Annotated in this window: 14 protein-coding genes; 9 read left to right on the forward strand and 5 right to left on the reverse strand. The window is 59.1% G+C overall.

The genetic code is table 11. From position 1 onward, the window contains the following. Nucleotides 1-235: 235 nt before the first annotated feature. The 6 genes from F8N44_RS09705 (at nt 236) to F8N44_RS09735 (ending at nt 5,571) form a co-directional block, all read left to right on the forward strand. Nucleotides 236-1,375 carry a polysaccharide deacetylase family protein gene (locus F8N44_RS09705; protein ID WP_412071509.1) on the forward strand — a complete coding sequence of 380 codons (1,140 nt, stop codon included), beginning with the start codon at nt 236-238 and terminating at the stop codon, nt 1,373-1,375. Nucleotides 1,376-1,711: 336 nt separating this feature from the next. Then, complete coding sequence (locus F8N44_RS09710; protein ID WP_007914309.1) at nt 1,712-3,106, forward strand: PhoH family protein; 1,395 nt, start codon at nt 1,712-1,714, stop codon at nt 3,104-3,106. 227 nt (nt 3,107-3,333) lie between these two features. Continuing rightward, nucleotides 3,334-3,807, forward strand: a complete 474-nt coding sequence (moaC, locus tag F8N44_RS09720; protein WP_093437022.1) for a cyclic pyranopterin monophosphate synthase MoaC — start codon at nt 3,334-3,336, stop codon at nt 3,805-3,807. After that, nucleotides 3,804-4,046 carry a MoaD/ThiS family protein gene (locus F8N44_RS09725; RefSeq protein WP_150650159.1) on the forward strand — a complete coding sequence of 81 codons (243 nt, stop codon included), beginning with the start codon at nt 3,804-3,806 and terminating at the stop codon, nt 4,044-4,046. The genes moaC and F8N44_RS09725 overlap by 4 nt, the downstream gene beginning before the upstream one ends. A gap of 3 nt (nt 4,047-4,049) precedes the next feature. Beyond that, nucleotides 4,050-4,502 carry a molybdopterin synthase catalytic subunit MoaE gene (gene moaE / locus F8N44_RS09730; protein WP_038357637.1) on the forward strand — a complete coding sequence of 151 codons (453 nt, stop codon included), beginning with the start codon at nt 4,050-4,052 and terminating at the stop codon, nt 4,500-4,502. Between the two features lie 292 nt (nt 4,503-4,794). Further along, nucleotides 4,795-5,571: an ABC transporter substrate-binding protein gene (locus tag F8N44_RS09735; protein WP_150650160.1), complete on the forward strand. Its 777-nt coding sequence runs from the start codon at nt 4,795-4,797 to the stop codon at nt 5,569-5,571. Between the two features lie 110 nt (nt 5,572-5,681). Here F8N44_RS09735 and F8N44_RS09740 read toward each other — a convergent pair whose 3' ends face one another. The 5 genes from F8N44_RS09740 to F8N44_RS09760 form a co-directional block, all read right to left on the reverse strand. Further along, nucleotides 5,682-6,308, reverse strand: coding sequence for a transcriptional regulator (locus tag F8N44_RS09740; RefSeq protein WP_150650161.1), 627 nt, complete (start codon nt 6,306-6,308; stop codon nt 5,682-5,684). Between the two features lie 93 nt (nt 6,309-6,401). Next, complete coding sequence (locus F8N44_RS09745; RefSeq protein ID WP_150650162.1) at nt 6,402-7,529, reverse strand: NAD(P)/FAD-dependent oxidoreductase; 1,128 nt, start codon at nt 7,527-7,529, stop codon at nt 6,402-6,404. A 151-nt stretch (nt 7,530-7,680) separates the two neighbouring features. Continuing rightward, a complete protein-coding gene (locus tag F8N44_RS09750) occupies nt 7,681-8,625 on the reverse strand; it encodes an ornithine cyclodeaminase family protein (protein WP_150650163.1) in 945 nt (314 codons plus the stop codon). Nucleotides 8,626-8,759: 134 nt separating this feature from the next. Next, complete coding sequence (gene rhlB / locus F8N44_RS09755) at nt 8,760-10,238, reverse strand: ATP-dependent RNA helicase RhlB (RefSeq protein WP_150650164.1); 1,479 nt, start codon at nt 10,236-10,238, stop codon at nt 8,760-8,762. Nucleotides 10,239-10,335: 97 nt separating this feature from the next. Continuing rightward, the gene (locus F8N44_RS09760) at nt 10,336-10,992 is read right to left on the reverse strand and encodes an alpha/beta hydrolase (protein WP_150650165.1); all 657 of its coding nucleotides are present in this window, start codon (nt 10,990-10,992) and stop codon (nt 10,336-10,338) included. A 468-nt stretch (nt 10,993-11,460) separates the two neighbouring features. Between F8N44_RS09760 and F8N44_RS09765 the strand changes: the two genes are divergently transcribed. The 3 genes from F8N44_RS09765 (at nt 11,461) to F8N44_RS09775 (ending at nt 14,845) form a co-directional block, all read left to right on the forward strand. Beyond that, a complete protein-coding gene (locus F8N44_RS09765; RefSeq protein ID WP_007914328.1) occupies nt 11,461-12,492 on the forward strand; it encodes an amino acid ABC transporter substrate-binding protein in 1,032 nt (343 codons plus the stop codon). 66 nt (nt 12,493-12,558) lie between these two features. Beyond that, the gene (locus F8N44_RS09770; RefSeq protein WP_150650166.1) at nt 12,559-13,740 is read left to right on the forward strand and encodes an amino acid ABC transporter permease; all 1,182 of its coding nucleotides are present in this window, start codon (nt 12,559-12,561) and stop codon (nt 13,738-13,740) included. Between the two features lie 10 nt (nt 13,741-13,750). Then, entirely contained in the window at nt 13,751-14,845 is a 1,095-nt protein-coding gene (locus F8N44_RS09775) for an amino acid ABC transporter permease (protein WP_150650167.1), read from the forward strand. Nucleotide 14,846 lies beyond the last annotated feature (1 nt).

Consider the following 14,846-nt stretch of genomic DNA (forward strand, 5'->3'; position numbering starts at 1 on the left):
TGTAAGTACCGGCATTTGCGACGGCTGGTGGATCGCTCCCTCACCCCAGCCCTCTCCCGGAGGGAGAGGGGGCTGACCGAGTTGTACTGTCGATTTACGCCGACATGATCTATCGAGTTGAACTCAAATTTTGAAATCAATGAAGATCGGCTCCCTCTCCCCCCGGGAGAGGGCTGGGGTGAGGGCGGCGTCCTTCAGCCTTGCACATCAGCTATAGTGCCGCGCGGGTTTTGTTATGGAGACATCCCTTTTGCGCATTGTTCTTTTATTCACCGCGTGGCTGTTGAGCTTTGGTGCCGTGGCGGCGCCGGGCGATGTGGCGACGCTGGATCGCAGCACCTGGCCAGAGCAACTCAGCAACCCGACGCTGTTTGATGTGGCGTCCCGGGCGGAAATCCTCATGTTCGCCCGTGGTCTGCTGGGCACCGAATCGATGGACGAGGCCGCGTTGGCTCAGCGGCTCGGCCTGCGCACGATCAACATCGACGCGGTCAACAGCCTGCGCCAGCGTCTTTGGCAGCGCCTGTTGGCCAACTACAACTACGCCCAGCAAAGCTGCGATCAGGACGCCTCGTTCTGTTTCCTCGTCGAAGACCTGCCGACCTTGCGTGAGCAAGCGGCCAAGTTCGTGGTCAGCGACGACAGCTATTACACCAAGTGGGCCGAACCGAGCCGGATCTTCCACCTGCAGTATCTGGACGAACTGATGCGCAAGGCGGCGCTGTCACCGCAGACCAGCAGCGAAATCGATCGTTTCGGTGACTACGAGCGTAGCGGCGACGAGATGCATGACCGGCTGTTTTTGCTGACCTTCGACAGCGCCGCCAACCTGCAACCGGACAACACTGACTGGCTCACCGAATACCTGCGCAAGTCGAACCTGAGCGGTACCTTCTTCGTGTTGGGCAAGGATATTCAGGCGCGGCTGGCCGATCGTTCCGTGAGCAGCCTGCAAGCCGGGTTCTCGAAACAGTGCGTCGGCGTGCAGGGTTGGGAGTTCCGTTCCCACAGCCACTGGCAGGACTGGCAGGATTCGGTGCGACGCAGCGCTGACCTGGTGAAGAACAAGATGCCGGAAAACTACGTGCCGCTGTTCCGTCCACCGGAAGGGCAGCGTCGCAGCGATGCGCAAGGTTTTTTCAATACCCAAGGCCTGCAAGTGGCGCTGTGGGACATCGATGCCCAGGACGGCGCGGGCAAACTCAAGGGCGCGCCGAGTGCGCAACGCGTGCTGACCCTGATGCTGTTGTGGCGACACGGGGTGATCAATTTCAACATGAAACAGGACGCGGTGAAGACCTCGTTGCCGTGGCTGATCACGCAAACCGCGCAGAGCGGCATCGGTTGGGAAGACTGTCAGGACGCGTTTCGCTGAGAAACGCTAAAAGCCCGGAAACATTAGGCTTTGGGCGTTTTTTTGCGGGATTTCGGTGCAGGCGGACTTCCGACTTTAGCGGGGTCTGGACAGTCCGCCAAGGGCTTTTCGTCACTCTGCAAAATAAACTTAAAAAAACCGTCAAAGTACTTTTTTATGTCATCGGTTTTGGAGTATTACGAAGACAGACCGCCGAAACCTGCAACACAGGTGGCGTCTTCCAAGACCCGTTTGTTTGCAGTCACTTGAATCTCCGCAGGTGAGATTCGGCAGTCACTTCGAGGCGCAGCACCGCCCAGGTATTGCGTCTACTGGCTCTGACAAAGGTGACCGAGTATGGATGATCACGGACGTAGCCCTTCCTCCAACCAGCCAATCCTGTATGTACTCGATACCAACGTATTGATTCACGATCCAAACGCCCTGCTGAATTTCGAAGAACACCACGTCGCGATCCCGATGACCGTGCTTGAAGAGCTCGACAAGCTCAAGAGCGGGCATCACAGCGTGGCCGCTGAATGCCGTCAGGCCATCCGGCTGATCGACAAGACCCTGGGCGATGCGTCCCCGGAAGATGTCGAACTGGGTGTGCCGATCCAGCGTGGCAAGGGCGGGCCGAAGGGCTTGCTGTCGATTCTGATGAGCAAACAGGCCGAATCGAACCTGATTCTGCCCGAGCATCTGAACGACAACAAAATCATCAACCAACTGATCGACCTGCACACTCGCGACCCGAAAAAGCCTGTGGTGCTGGTCACCAAAGACATCAACATGCGCCTCAAGGCGCGCGCCTGTGGCATCGATGCCGAGGATTACAGCACCGACCAACTGGTCGACGACGTGTCCCTGCTGCCCAACGGCTACCACAACATGACCGGCTCCTTCTGGGACCGCGTGAGCAAGGTCGATACCCGTCAGGATCACGGCCGCACCTGGCATCAAGTGCAACTGATCGACAACCTGCCGGCGGTGCATATCAACGAGTTCATCATTGATGAACAGGGCTTTGTCGGCTGGATCAAGGAGATTGACGAGGCCAAGCTGCTGATCCTCGACCTGCATCAGGAACCGCTGCTGCATCAAGAGGCCTGGGGTCTCAAGCCACGCGACATTTATCAAAGCCTGGCGCTGTACGCGCTGCTCGATCCGGACATTCATCTGGTCAATCTGTCGGGTGCCGCCGGTTCCGGTAAAACCATTCTGGCACTGGCCGCTGCGATCGAGCAGACCATGGTCAGCAAGCGTTATCGCCGCATCATCGCCACCCGTAGCGTGCAGGGCCTGGATCAGGAGATCGGTTTCCTGCCCGGCACCGAAGCGGAAAAAATGGAGCCTTGGCTGGGCGCCATCACCGACAACCTCGAAGCCTTGCACATGGATGACGAAAACACCCATGGCAGCGTCGACTACATCCTCAGCAAAGTGCCGTTGCAGTTCAAATCGCTCAACTACATTCGTGGTCGCAGCTTCCAGCAGAGCCTGATCCTGATCGACGAATGCCAGAACCTCACGCCGCACCAGATGAAAACCATCATCACCCGTGCCGGCGCCGGTTCGAAAGTGGTGTGCCTGGGCAACCTCGCACAGATCGACACCCCTTACCTGTCCGCGACCAGCTCCGGGCTGACTTACCTGACCGAACGCTTCAAGGATTTCCCTAACGGTGTGCACATCACCCTGCAAGGGGTGCCTCGCTCGATTCTGGCTGAATACGCCGAATCGCATTTGTAACCCTTCACGCAAAACCGGGCGGCTCAAAAGCCGCCCGGTTTTTTATGCCCCTGCACAAATCCCAATGTAGGAGCTGCCGAAGGCTGCGATCTTTTGATCTTGTTTTTAAAAATCAAAGTCAAAAGATCGCAGCCTTCGGCAGCTCCTACACGAAGAACACCATATTCGTGCGTGCGGAAATTTGACCCGCAGGTTTACAATCCACGCTCCTGATCAGGAGTAATCCCGTGCTGACTCATCTCGATTCCCAAGGTCGCGCCAACATGGTCGACGTCACCGAAAAAGCCGTGACGTTCCGTGAAGCGACGGCCCAAGCGCTGGTGCGCATGCTCCCCGAAACGCTGCAGATGATCGTCAGCGGCGGCCATCCCAAGGGCGACGTGTTTGCTGTGGCGCGCATTGCCGGCATTCAGGCGGCGAAGAAAACCAGCGATCTGATTCCCCTGTGCCATCCGCTGATGCTCACTGGCGTAAAAGTCGAGCTCAGCGCGGATGGCGACGACACCGTGCGCATCGTCGCCCGTTGCAAACTGTCCGGGCAGACCGGCGTCGAGATGGAAGCGTTGACTGCCGCCAGCGTCGCCGCCCTGACCATCTACGACATGTGCAAAGCCGTGGATCGTGGCATGACCATCGAAAGCGTGCGCCTGCTGGAGAAAGTGGGCGGCAAGAGCGGGCACTTTCAGGCGGAGCAGCCATGAACCTGACCGTGAAGTTTTTTGCCCGTTACCGTGAAGCGCTGGGCGTGGATTCGCTGAAGGTTGCAGGCGATTTCGCTACCGTCGACGACGTGCGTGCATTGCTCGCGCAACGTGATGGCGCCGAGGTGCTAAGCGAGCAGAACCTGATGTGCGCGCGCAACGAAGACCTCTGCCAACTTGACGAGCCGGTGGTCGATGGCGATGAAGTGGCATTTTTTCCTACCGTGACCGGAGGCTGAGCCATGGCGATTCGCGTGCAGGCCACGCCGTTCGATCCGGGCGCTGAAGTCAACGCGATGCACGCAGCCAACGTCGGCGTCGGCGCAGTGGTGAGTTTTGTCGGCTACGTGCGCGACTTCAACGACGGGCTGGATGTGGCGGGGATGTTCCTCGAACACTATCCGGGCATGACCGAAAAGGCCCTCGGCAAAATCGCCATCGAAGCCGAACAGCGCTGGCCGTTGCTGAAACTGGAAGTGCTGCACCGCATCGGCGCACTGGAACCGGGCGAACCGATCGTGTTTGTCGGCGCCGCCAGCGCCCATCGCCAGGCTGCCTTCGATGCCTGCGCCTTCGTCATGGACTACCTGAAAACCCGTGCACCGTTCTGGAAGAAAGAGAACACCAGCGACGGGCCGCGATGGGTTGAGGGGCGGGACAGTGATCATGCTGCCGCCGATCGCTGGAAAAAGTAAGTCCTCTAGCGCCCTTCAGTAAGCCTTCGCGAGCAGGCTCGCTCCCACATTGGATCTTCATGAACGCAGATATTGTGTTCGCTACAGATCCCCTGTGGGAGCGAGCCTGCTCGCGAAGGCGTCATCTGTGTCACCACAATCTTGCCTCTCTGGCCCGATTGACGGCTTGTACGTATAAGTCCAATATGGATTTCCAAGTACAAAAAGCTTCAATCTTGCCGCTCGTAGCTACCCGCTTCCAGCCGCTCTTCTTCATCTTGCCAAACCAACAACAACCCGCGAGAGAACGAACATGAAGAAACTCCCCCTCATCACCGGTCTGGCCTTCAGCCTGTTGTCCTGCGCCAGCGTGTTCGCCGCTGAGCAAACCCTGCGCATCGGTATCGAAGCCGCTTACCCACCCTTCGCCTCAAAAACCGACAAAGGTGAAATAGTCGGTTTCGACTACGACATCGGCAACGCCCTGTGCGCGCAGATGAAGGTCAAGTGTGTGTGGGTCGAAGGTGAGTTCGACGGTCTGATTCCTTCGCTGAAAGTGAAGAAGATCGACATGGCGCTGTCATCGATGACCATTAACGAAGACCGCAAGAAGTCGGTGGATTTCACCCACAAATACTATTTCACCTCGTCGCGGCTGGTGATGAAGGAAGGCGCCAGCGTTGACGATCAATACGCCAGCCTGAAGGGCAAGAACGTCGGCGTGCAGCGTGCGACCACGACCGATCGTTACGCCACCGAGGTGTTCGAGCCGAAGGGCATCAACGTCAAGCGCTACAGCAACAACGAAGAGATCTACATGGACCTGGCGGCAGGGCGGCTGGATGCGATTTTTGCCGACACCATTCCGTTGAATGACTTTTTGTCGATGCCGCGTGGCAAGGGCTATGCGTTTGTCGGGCCTGAGTTGAAGGATCCGAAGTACGTGGGCGAGGGTGCGGGGATTGCAGTGCGCAAGGGCAATGCTGAACTGGTCAGCCAGTTGAATGGCGCCATTGATGGCATTCGCGCGAGTGGCGAGTACCAGAAGATTTCCGAGAAGTATTTCAAGTCCGACATTTACGGCGACTGATCAATCGCATTCGCGAGCAAGCTCGCTCCCACATTGGATCTGTGGTGTTCAGAAATCCATTGTGGGAGCGAGCTTGCTCGCGAAGAGGCCGGAACTATCGATGAAGATCTCTAGCCCTTCATTTCCTTCAAATGTTTGTACACCGTCGCCCGCCCCATGTTCAGCACATTGGCCACATAGTTCGACGCACTCTTGCCCTTGAACGCGCCTTCGGCGTGCAGCGCCAGCACCAGTTCACGTTTGTGATCGCGGGTCAGCAGATTCAGGCTCAGTTGCCGTTCGCGCAGCCAGGCGTGGAGGAAGGTGTTGATGCGTTCCTGCCAGTCATCGCGAAACAGTGAATCCGGTTGCGGGATCAGTTTGCTCGGTGAGAGGAACAGGTCCAGCGCTGCCTTGGCATTTTCGAACAGCGAAATATTCAGATTGATGCACAGCACTGCCAGTGGCAGACCTTCGCCGTCGCGCAGGACGCTGCTCAGGCTGCGAATCTTCTGGCCGTCCCAATTGAGCTTTTCGTACGGGCCGATGTTCCGCTCGGCGACATCCTCGCTGAGCATGTCTTCCAATGACGAATCGTCACCGATTTCACGCTTGGACAGGTTGTTGGCAATGTAGTCGACCTTCTGCGTGCGCAGGTCGTGCAGCACCACTTCGGCGTGGGGAAAGAACAGTGTGGCGATGGCATCGGCGATGGCACGGTAGTTATCCAGCGCCGGGTCGAATTCAGGGGCGGTCATGACAGTGGAGCTCCAGGCAGCGTCAACGCCTCCGTGATCAGGAGGCGCTGCGAGTGTGCCGCAATCCGTTGGGCGCGTCATCCGGATGGACGATCAGGCGAGGCGTGCGGGCGAGAGCATGGCGCTGCTCAGGCCGAAGTTGTGTAAGTGCTCGGGCAGTGGCTCGCCACGCACCAACGCCGCGCTAGCCTGGCCCATCGCCGGCGAAGTCTGAATGCCGTAGCCACCTTGCGCGGCGACCCAGAACAACCCCGGCACCTGCGGATCGAAACCGCTGAGCAGATCACCGTCGCCGACGAAACTGCGCAGACCGGCCCAGGTGCGGGTCGGGCGGCGGATAGTCAGCGTCGTGGCTTCTTCGATCTGATAGATGCCCATGGCGATGTCCAGTTCTTCCGGCTGCACGTCATGGGGTTCGACCGGGTCGGCGTTGGCCGGCGAGCCGAGAAACATGCCGGCATCAGGCTTCATATAGAAGGATTCGTCGAGGCTGACCAGCATCGGCCAGTGATGAATATCGACGCCTTCGGGGCCGGCGAAGATGAATGCGGCGCGGCGTTTCGGTTGCAGGCCCAACGGCTTGGCACCCGCCAGTGCGCCGATTTTATCAGCCCAGGCGCCGGCGGCGTTGATGATCACCGGTGCGCTGAAGGTCTGGTCGTTGGTTTGCACGTGCCAGAGGCCGTCGGCGTCGCGGCTCAGGCTGAGCACTTCGCAATCGGTGTGCACTTCACCGTTATTGCGACGGATGCAGCGCAGGTAGCCCTGATGCAGGGCATCGGTGTCGATGTCGCTGGCGCTCGGGTCGTAGATCGCGCCGTGGACTTTTTCCCGACGCAGGATCGGCAGGCGCGCACAGGCTTCGTCGGCGCTGAGCAATTGCATCTCCGGCACGGTGGCTTTGGCGCTGAGGTATTGGTTGTTCAGTTCGGCAGCGTCACCGGTGAAGTCCACGGTCATTTCGCCGCGCGGGGTCAGCAATGGATGTTCACAGAAACCACTTGGCGGGTTGTCGAAGAACGCTCGGCTGGCCTGGGTCAGTGCGCGCACTTGCGGCGTGCCGTAGGCGGCGGTGAACAGCGCAGCGGAGCGGCCGGTGGAGTGATAGGCCGGATGGGATTCGCGCTCGAGCACGATGACTTTGGCGTGGGGCGACAGCCAGAAACCAGTGGAAGCGCCGGCAATCCCGCCGCCGATGATGATGAAGTCTGCCTGGCTCATGAAGGTCTCCGGTGAGTACGCAATATCAAGGCGTTCGCTAGTCCCCTGTGGGAGCGAGCCTGCTCGCGAAAGCGGTGTATCAGTCGACATCTTCGGTGAATGTCAGACCGCATTCGCGAGCAGGCTCGCTCCCACAATGGGATTTTTGGCGTTAGTGGGTTAAGTGGTAAATCGCATTGGCGAGGGCGATGTCTTCCAGGCCCAAGCCGATTGAACGGAAGAACACGTGACGATCGTAAGCGGGGCGCTGGACTTTTTCGCTGAGCAGATCCGCCAGGTCGCCAACAATCGAATCCTTGCTCCAGCCATATTGTTCACTGGCAATCAACATCTCACCCGCCGAGCGCGGCGTGGTCAGACGATAGTCACAGAACACCTGCATGTCGTTGAGGCTCTGCGGCGGCACTTCGTGGGCACGTGGGGCGTTGGTGCTGATCGAGGTGATCAGCGCCGGTTTGCTCAACGCGGCCGGATCGATCACCGGCCCGGCTGACGAGGTGCACAGCATGATCACATCGGCCTCGGCGATGGCCGCTTCACGGCTGTCAGCGATCTTCAGATTGGGCGTCATGGCTTTCAACAGTGATTGAGTTTGCACGTCGGCGGACAAACTTGGCGAATACAGGCTGATGCTCTGCCAGTCACGCAGTGATTTCACATAGTGCAGATGCGCCTGGGCAACCTTGCCGCTGCCGATGATCGCCAGTCGCGTGGCATTCAGCGGCGCGAGGGCGTCGACCGCCACGGCGGTGGTCGCAGCGGTGCGCGCGGTGGTCAGTTCACCGGCATCGCAGAGCAGCAGCGGCTGACCGGTTTTCATCGACATCAGCAGTGTCCACGCCGTTACCAGCGCACCTTGCTCGCGAACGATGTACGGCGAAGTCTTCACGCCGTACACGCCGTCCTCAGCCAGCACACCCAAATAGTTGATGAAGTCGCCGGCACCTTGAGGAAATTCCACCATTTGTTGCGCCGGTTGCACGGCATTACCCGCTGCAAGGTCGCGAAACAGCTCGCGCAGGATCTGCGGCACATCGATGCGCGCCAGCAGCTCGCGGGCCTGATGTTGGTCGATCACGTAGGGCGTAGTGGACATGTCAGGCTCCGCAGTCTGAATAAACTAATTTGTCCATTATGGACTTTTAGTTTTATCGGGCAAGCACCTGATGAAAATCCGGGCGAAAAAAAAGCGCAGTCCGTTGCCGGCTGCGCTTTTCTTTTAAACGTCGCTTACTGCGGACGCTTGCGCTCAACCGCACGCAACAGATGCGTCGGCGGCGTTTCACAGCTGATCTTGCGACCGAGTTTCTCTTCGATGGACGGCAACTGGTAGGAGTCGTCCTCACCGGCGAAGCTGATTGACACGCCATCGGCGCCGGCACGACCGGTCCGGCCGATGCGGTGCACGTAGTCGTCCGGGACTTCCGGCAGGGTGAAGTTGATCACGTGGCTGATGCCGTCGATGTGGATGCCGCGACCGGCCACGTCGGTGGCGACCAGCACGCGAATCTTGCCTTCGCGGAAACCTTCCAGGGTCTTGATGCGTTTGTGTTGCGGCACATCGCCGGACAACTGCGCAGCATTCACACCGTCGCGCACCAGACGCTCTTCGATGCGACGGACTTCGTCTTTGCGGTTGGCGAAGACCATCACCCGCTCCCAGCCATTATCATTGACCAGGTTGTAGAGCAATTTGTACTTGTCGGCACCGGCCACCGCATAGATGTGTTGCTCGACGTTTTCGCTGGCGACGTTGGTGACTTCGATTTCGACGATGGACGGATCGGTGGTCCACTGCTTGGCGAGGTTCATCACGTCTTCGGTGAAGGTCGCGGAGAACAGCAGGGTCTGGCGCTCGGACTTCGGCGGCGTCTGGCGAATGATCTGCCGTACTTGCGGGATGAAGCCCATGTCGAGCATGCGGTCGGCTTCGTCCAGCACCATCACTTCGACCATGTCCAGGTGCACATCGCCACGCTGGTTGAAGTCGAGCAGACGGCCCGGTGTGGCAACGAGGATGTCGCAATGGCGCGCTTCGAGGTGCTTGAGCTGCTTGTCGAAATCCATACCGCCAACAAACGTCATGACGTTGAGGCCGGTGTACTTGGTCAGGTCGGCAGCGTCCTTGGCGATTTGCACCACCAGCTCACGGGTCGGCGCGATGATCAGCGCACGGGGTTCACCCATGTAGCGTTCTTTCGGCGGTGGCGTTTGCAGCAACTGAGTGATGATCGAGATCAGGAACGCGGCGGTTTTACCGGTGCCGGTCTGCGCGCGGCCAATGGCGTCTTTGCCGGCGAGGGTGAAGCCCAGCACCTGCGCCTGGATCGGCGTGCAATACGGGAAGCCCAGATCCTGAATGGCGTGCATCAGTTCTGGAGACAGATTGAAATCGTGGAAGCGGGTTTTGCCTTCCTGTGGCTCGACGACGAAGTCTTCGAGTTTCCACGGAATAACCGGCGCCTTGGGCTTCGGTTCGCGGCGTGGCTTAACCGGTTTCGGCGCTTCGCTGCGGGCAGGTTCGGCGGCGATGGGCGCGGCCGGTGCCGGTTGCGGTGCTTGCTTCGGTGCCGCTACGGGAGCAGGGCGGTCGGCCTGTGGCGCATCGTTGCGATGACCGGGGGCGTGCGACGGCGCACTGGGAACTGGCGCGAGCTGCTCAGCCTCGCTTTTACCGAACATCTTCTTGAGTGCTTTGAGCACGGTCATCTCATCAATTGGTTAAGGAATGTACGCCGGCCAGTGTAATGCAAGAAACGGGCGCGGCGTAGGGGGAGGGATCAAAGGGCGATTTTAATCTCGACGCTTAGCGCAGGCGCTCGCTCAACCAGACACCGATGTCGCGAATTTCTTCGGGTAACACTTCGTGCTCCATTGGGTATTCCTGCCATGTCACGGTGACACCATGCTTCTTCAAATGCTCGTAGGCGCTGCGGCCCATCGAGTTCTGCACCACGCCATCGAACTGGCCGTGCAGGCACAGTGCGGGAATTCGCTGCTGGCTGGCGCAAAGCTCCATCTCGTCAGTGAAGGTTGGCGCATACGTCGATAGCGCCAGCACGCCGCCCAGTGGCCCCTGCCATTTGACAAATGCGCTGTGCAACACCACTGCACCGCCCTGGGAAAACCCGGCGAGGAAAATCCGCGAGGCGTCTATTCCGCTGGTGCGCTCGTTTTCGATCAATTCGATGATGCGATCCGCCGATGCTTCCAGCTCATCACGATCGATCGCGCGGGCCGGGCTCATGGCTTTAATGTCGTACCAGCTCGGCATGGCATATCCGCCATTTATCGTCACTGGACGGGTCGGTGCCTGCGGCAGCACGAAGCGTGTGCTCAGCAGGCTTTCCTGCAACGCTTCGGCCACCGGCAAGAAGTCGTAGCGATCGGCGCCGAGGCCGTGCAGCCAGATCACGCAGGCATCTGCGGGCTTAACAGGCTGAAGAATCAAGGGCTCGGTCATGTCTGCTCCAAAAATGTGCGGGCGCTCTCATTGAGTGCGTGATTCGAGTGCGCGTCCGGTGGATCCGTTAAGAAGATGTCGCAAGGTTACAAGTTTTGCTATTGACCTGTCGCCGAATCGATTCGGTGAGCGGTGTGGTACGGGCTTTGCTATGGCTTGAACCGTGCAACCGATCTTGCGTGGGCGGTAACACTATCAGTGTACGACCCGCGACGGGATTGCAAAGAATCCGGTGATGGATGTTCGCCAATGGCCGCAACGGGCGCAGCGAACGTGAAAGGGCTACAGCCCGTTCGGCCGATTGGTGAGAAGTGAGTTGTCCATGATGTGGATTTTCTCCTGAAAGACTCATAGCGAAGGTCCTGACGTCGGTTGACCCCAAAAAAAGCCAACACGGGTCAACAATGCCTCAAAAGGGTGCGACTGGACTCAAGCTCCGACACAACAAGAGCAAAACTGGAGGTTTGAATGAAGATGTTGAAATCCACTCTGGCGATCGTGACTGCAGCAACAGTTCTCGGTGTCAGCGGGTTCGCTCAGGCGGGTGCAACCCTGGATGCAGTGCAAAAGAAAGGTTTCGTGCAGTGTGGCGTGAGCGACGGCCTGCCGGGCTTCTCGGTACCGGACGCGACCGGCAAGATCCTCGGGATCGACGCTGACGTCTGCCGCGCTGTGGCCGCTGCCGTCTTCGGCGATGCGACCAAAGTCAAATTCAGTCAGTTGAACGCCAAAGAGCGCTTCACCGCGCTGCAATCGGGCGAGATCGACATTCTGTCGCGCAACACCACCATGACCAGCTCCCGTGACGCGGGCATGGGCCTGAAATTCCCGGGCTTCATTACTTACTACGACGGCATCGGCTTCCTGGTGAACAACAAGCTGGGCGTGAAAAGTGCCAAAGAGCTGGACGGTGCAACCATCTGCATCCAGGCCGGTACCACCACCGAGCTGAACGTTTCCGACTACTTCCGTGGCAACGGTCTGAAATACACCCCGATCACTTTCGACACCTCCGATGAAAGCGCCAAGTCGCTGGAATCCGGTCGTTGCGACGTTCTGACCTCGGACAAGTCCCAGCTGTTCGCCCAGCGCTCCAAGCTGGCATCGCCGAAGGACTACGTGGTTCTGCCGGAAACCATTTCCAAAGAACCGCTGGGCCCGGTCGTGCGTAACGGCGACGACGAGTGGCTGGCCATCGTGCGTTGGGTTGGCTACGCGCTGCTCAACACCGAAGAAGCCGGCATCACTTCGAAGAACGTCGAAGCTGAAGCCAAGTCGACCAAGAACCCGGACGTCGCCCGTATGCTCGGCGCTGACGGCGAGTACGGCAAAGACCTGAAACTGCCGAAAGACTGGGTGGTGCAGATCGTTAAACAAGTCGGCAACTACGGTGAAATCTTCGAGAAAAACCTCGGCAAGAGCACACCGCTGGAAATCGACCGCGGCTTGAACGCCCTGTGGAACAACGGCGGCATTCAGTACGCACCACCAGTGCGCTAATGGTTCTATCGCCCGGCGGGCCAACCGCCGGGTGATGTTCTTGTTCCATTTTTTCCGGGGCACTTCATGCAAAATTCAATCGGCGCACCAAAGCAGAGGCTCAGCCTCAGCGATCCACGAGTGCGTGCGTGGCTATTCCAGATCATCACCGTTGTGGCGGTGGTCTCGCTGGGTTGGTACCTGTTCGACAACACGCAAACCAACCTTCAGCACCGGGGCATTACCTCCGGTTTCGGCTTTCTGGAGCGCAGTGCCGGGTTCGGCATCGCTCAACACCTGATCGACTACACGGAAGCGGACAGCTATGCCCGCGTGTTTGTCATCGGTCTGCTCAACACCCTGTTGGTGACTGTGATTGGCGTGATTCTGGCGACGATCCTCGGTTTCATCATCGGTGTAGCGCGGCTGTCGCAGAACTGGATCATCAGCAAACTGGCGACCGTGTATGTGGAAGTGTTCCGCAACATTCCGCCGCTGCTGCAGATTCTTTTCTGGTACTTCGCGGTATTCCTGACCATGCCGGGACCGCGCAACAGCCACAACTTCGGCGACACTTTCTTCGTCAGCAGCCGTGGCCTGAACATGCCGGCTGCATTGGCTGCTGACGGTTTCTGGGCGTTCGTGATCAGCATCGTGGTGGCCATCGTCGGCATCGTGCTGATGACGCGCTGGGCCAACAAGCGCTTTGAAGAAACCGGCGTGCCGTTCCACAAGTTCTGGGTAGGCCTGGCGATTCTGCTGGTGATCCCGACCTTGTGCGCACTGATCTTCGGCGCTCCGCTGCACTGGGAAATGCCCGAGCTCAAAGGCTTCAACTTTGTTGGCGGTTGGGTGCTGATCCCGGAACTGCTCGCCTTGACCCTGGCCCTGACCGTGTACACCGCGGCGTTCATCGCCGAGATCGTGCGTTCCGGGATCAAGTCGGTTAGCCATGGCCAGACCGAAGCGGCGCGTTCGCTCGGCCTGCGCAACGGTCCGACCCTGCGCAAGGTGATCATTCCGCAGGCCCTGCGCGTGATCATTCCGCCGCTGACCAGCCAATACCTCAACCTGGCGAAAAACTCTTCGCTGGCGGCCGGTATCGGTTACCCGGAAATGGTTTCTTTGTTCGCCGGCACCGTGCTCAACCAGACCGGTCAGGCGATCGAGGTGATTGCCATCACCATGAGCGTGTACCTGGCGATCAGTATCAGCATTTCCCTGCTGATGAACTGGTACAACAAGCGCATTGCGCTGATCGAGCGGTAAGGAAAAGCGCATGAGTACTCATACTTTCAAACCCGACATGCCCCCACCGAACAGCAGCATCGGCGTGGTGGCGTGGATGCGCGCGAACATGTTCTCCAGCTGGCTCAACACCTTGCTGACGCTGTTTGCGTTCTACCTGATCTACCTCGTGGTGCCACCGATTCTCAGTTGGGCGATTGTCGATGCCAACTGGGTCGGCACCACGCGCGCCGATTGCACCAAGGAAGGCGCCTGCTGGGTGTTCATTCAGCAGCGTTTCGGCCAGTTCATGTACGGCTACTACCCGACGGAACTGCGCTGGCGCGTGGACCTGACCGTGTGGCTGGCAGTCATCGGCGCGGCGCCTTTGTTCATCTCCCGTGTACCGCATAAAGCGATCTACGGGCTGAGCTTCCTGGTGCTGTACCCGATCATTGCCTTCATCCTGCTGCACGGTGGTTTCGGTTTGACCAACGTGGCGACCAGCCAGTGGGGCGGCCTGATGCTGACTCTGGTGATCGCCACTGTCGGTATCGCCGGTGCGTTGCCGCTGGGGATTGTGCTGGCGCTGGGTCGACGTTCGAACATGCCGGCGATTCGTGTGGTCTGCGTGACCTTCATCGAATTCTGGCGCGGCGTGCCGTTGATCACCGTGCTGTTCATGTCCTCGGTGATGCTGCCGCTGTTCCTGCCTGAAGGCATGAACTTCGACAAGCTGCTGCGGGCGCTGATCGGCGTGATCCTGTTCCAGTCGGCGTACGTGGCTGAGGTGGTGCGCGGCGGTCTGCAAGCGATCCCCAAAGGTCAGTACGAAGCGGCTGCAGCGATGGGCCTCGGTTACTGGCGTTCGATGGGCCTGGTGATCCTGCCGCAAGCCCTGAAGCTGGTGATCCCCGGCATCGTCAACACCTTCATTGCGCTGTTCAAGGACACCAGTCTGGTGATCATCATCGGCCTGTTTGACCTGCTCAACAGCGTCAAGCAAGCCGCTGCCGATCCGAAATGGCTGGGCATGGCCACCGAAGGCTACGTGTTCGCCGCCCTGGTGTTCTGGATTTTCTGTTTTGGTATGTCGCGCTATTCCATGCATCTGGAACGCAAGCTCGACACTGGCCACAAGCGTTAGG

Source organism: Pseudomonas fluorescens (assembly GCF_902497745.1).
In the GTDB taxonomy this organism is placed as follows: Bacteria; Pseudomonadota; Gammaproteobacteria; order Pseudomonadales; family Pseudomonadaceae; genus Aquipseudomonas; species Aquipseudomonas fluorescens_BM.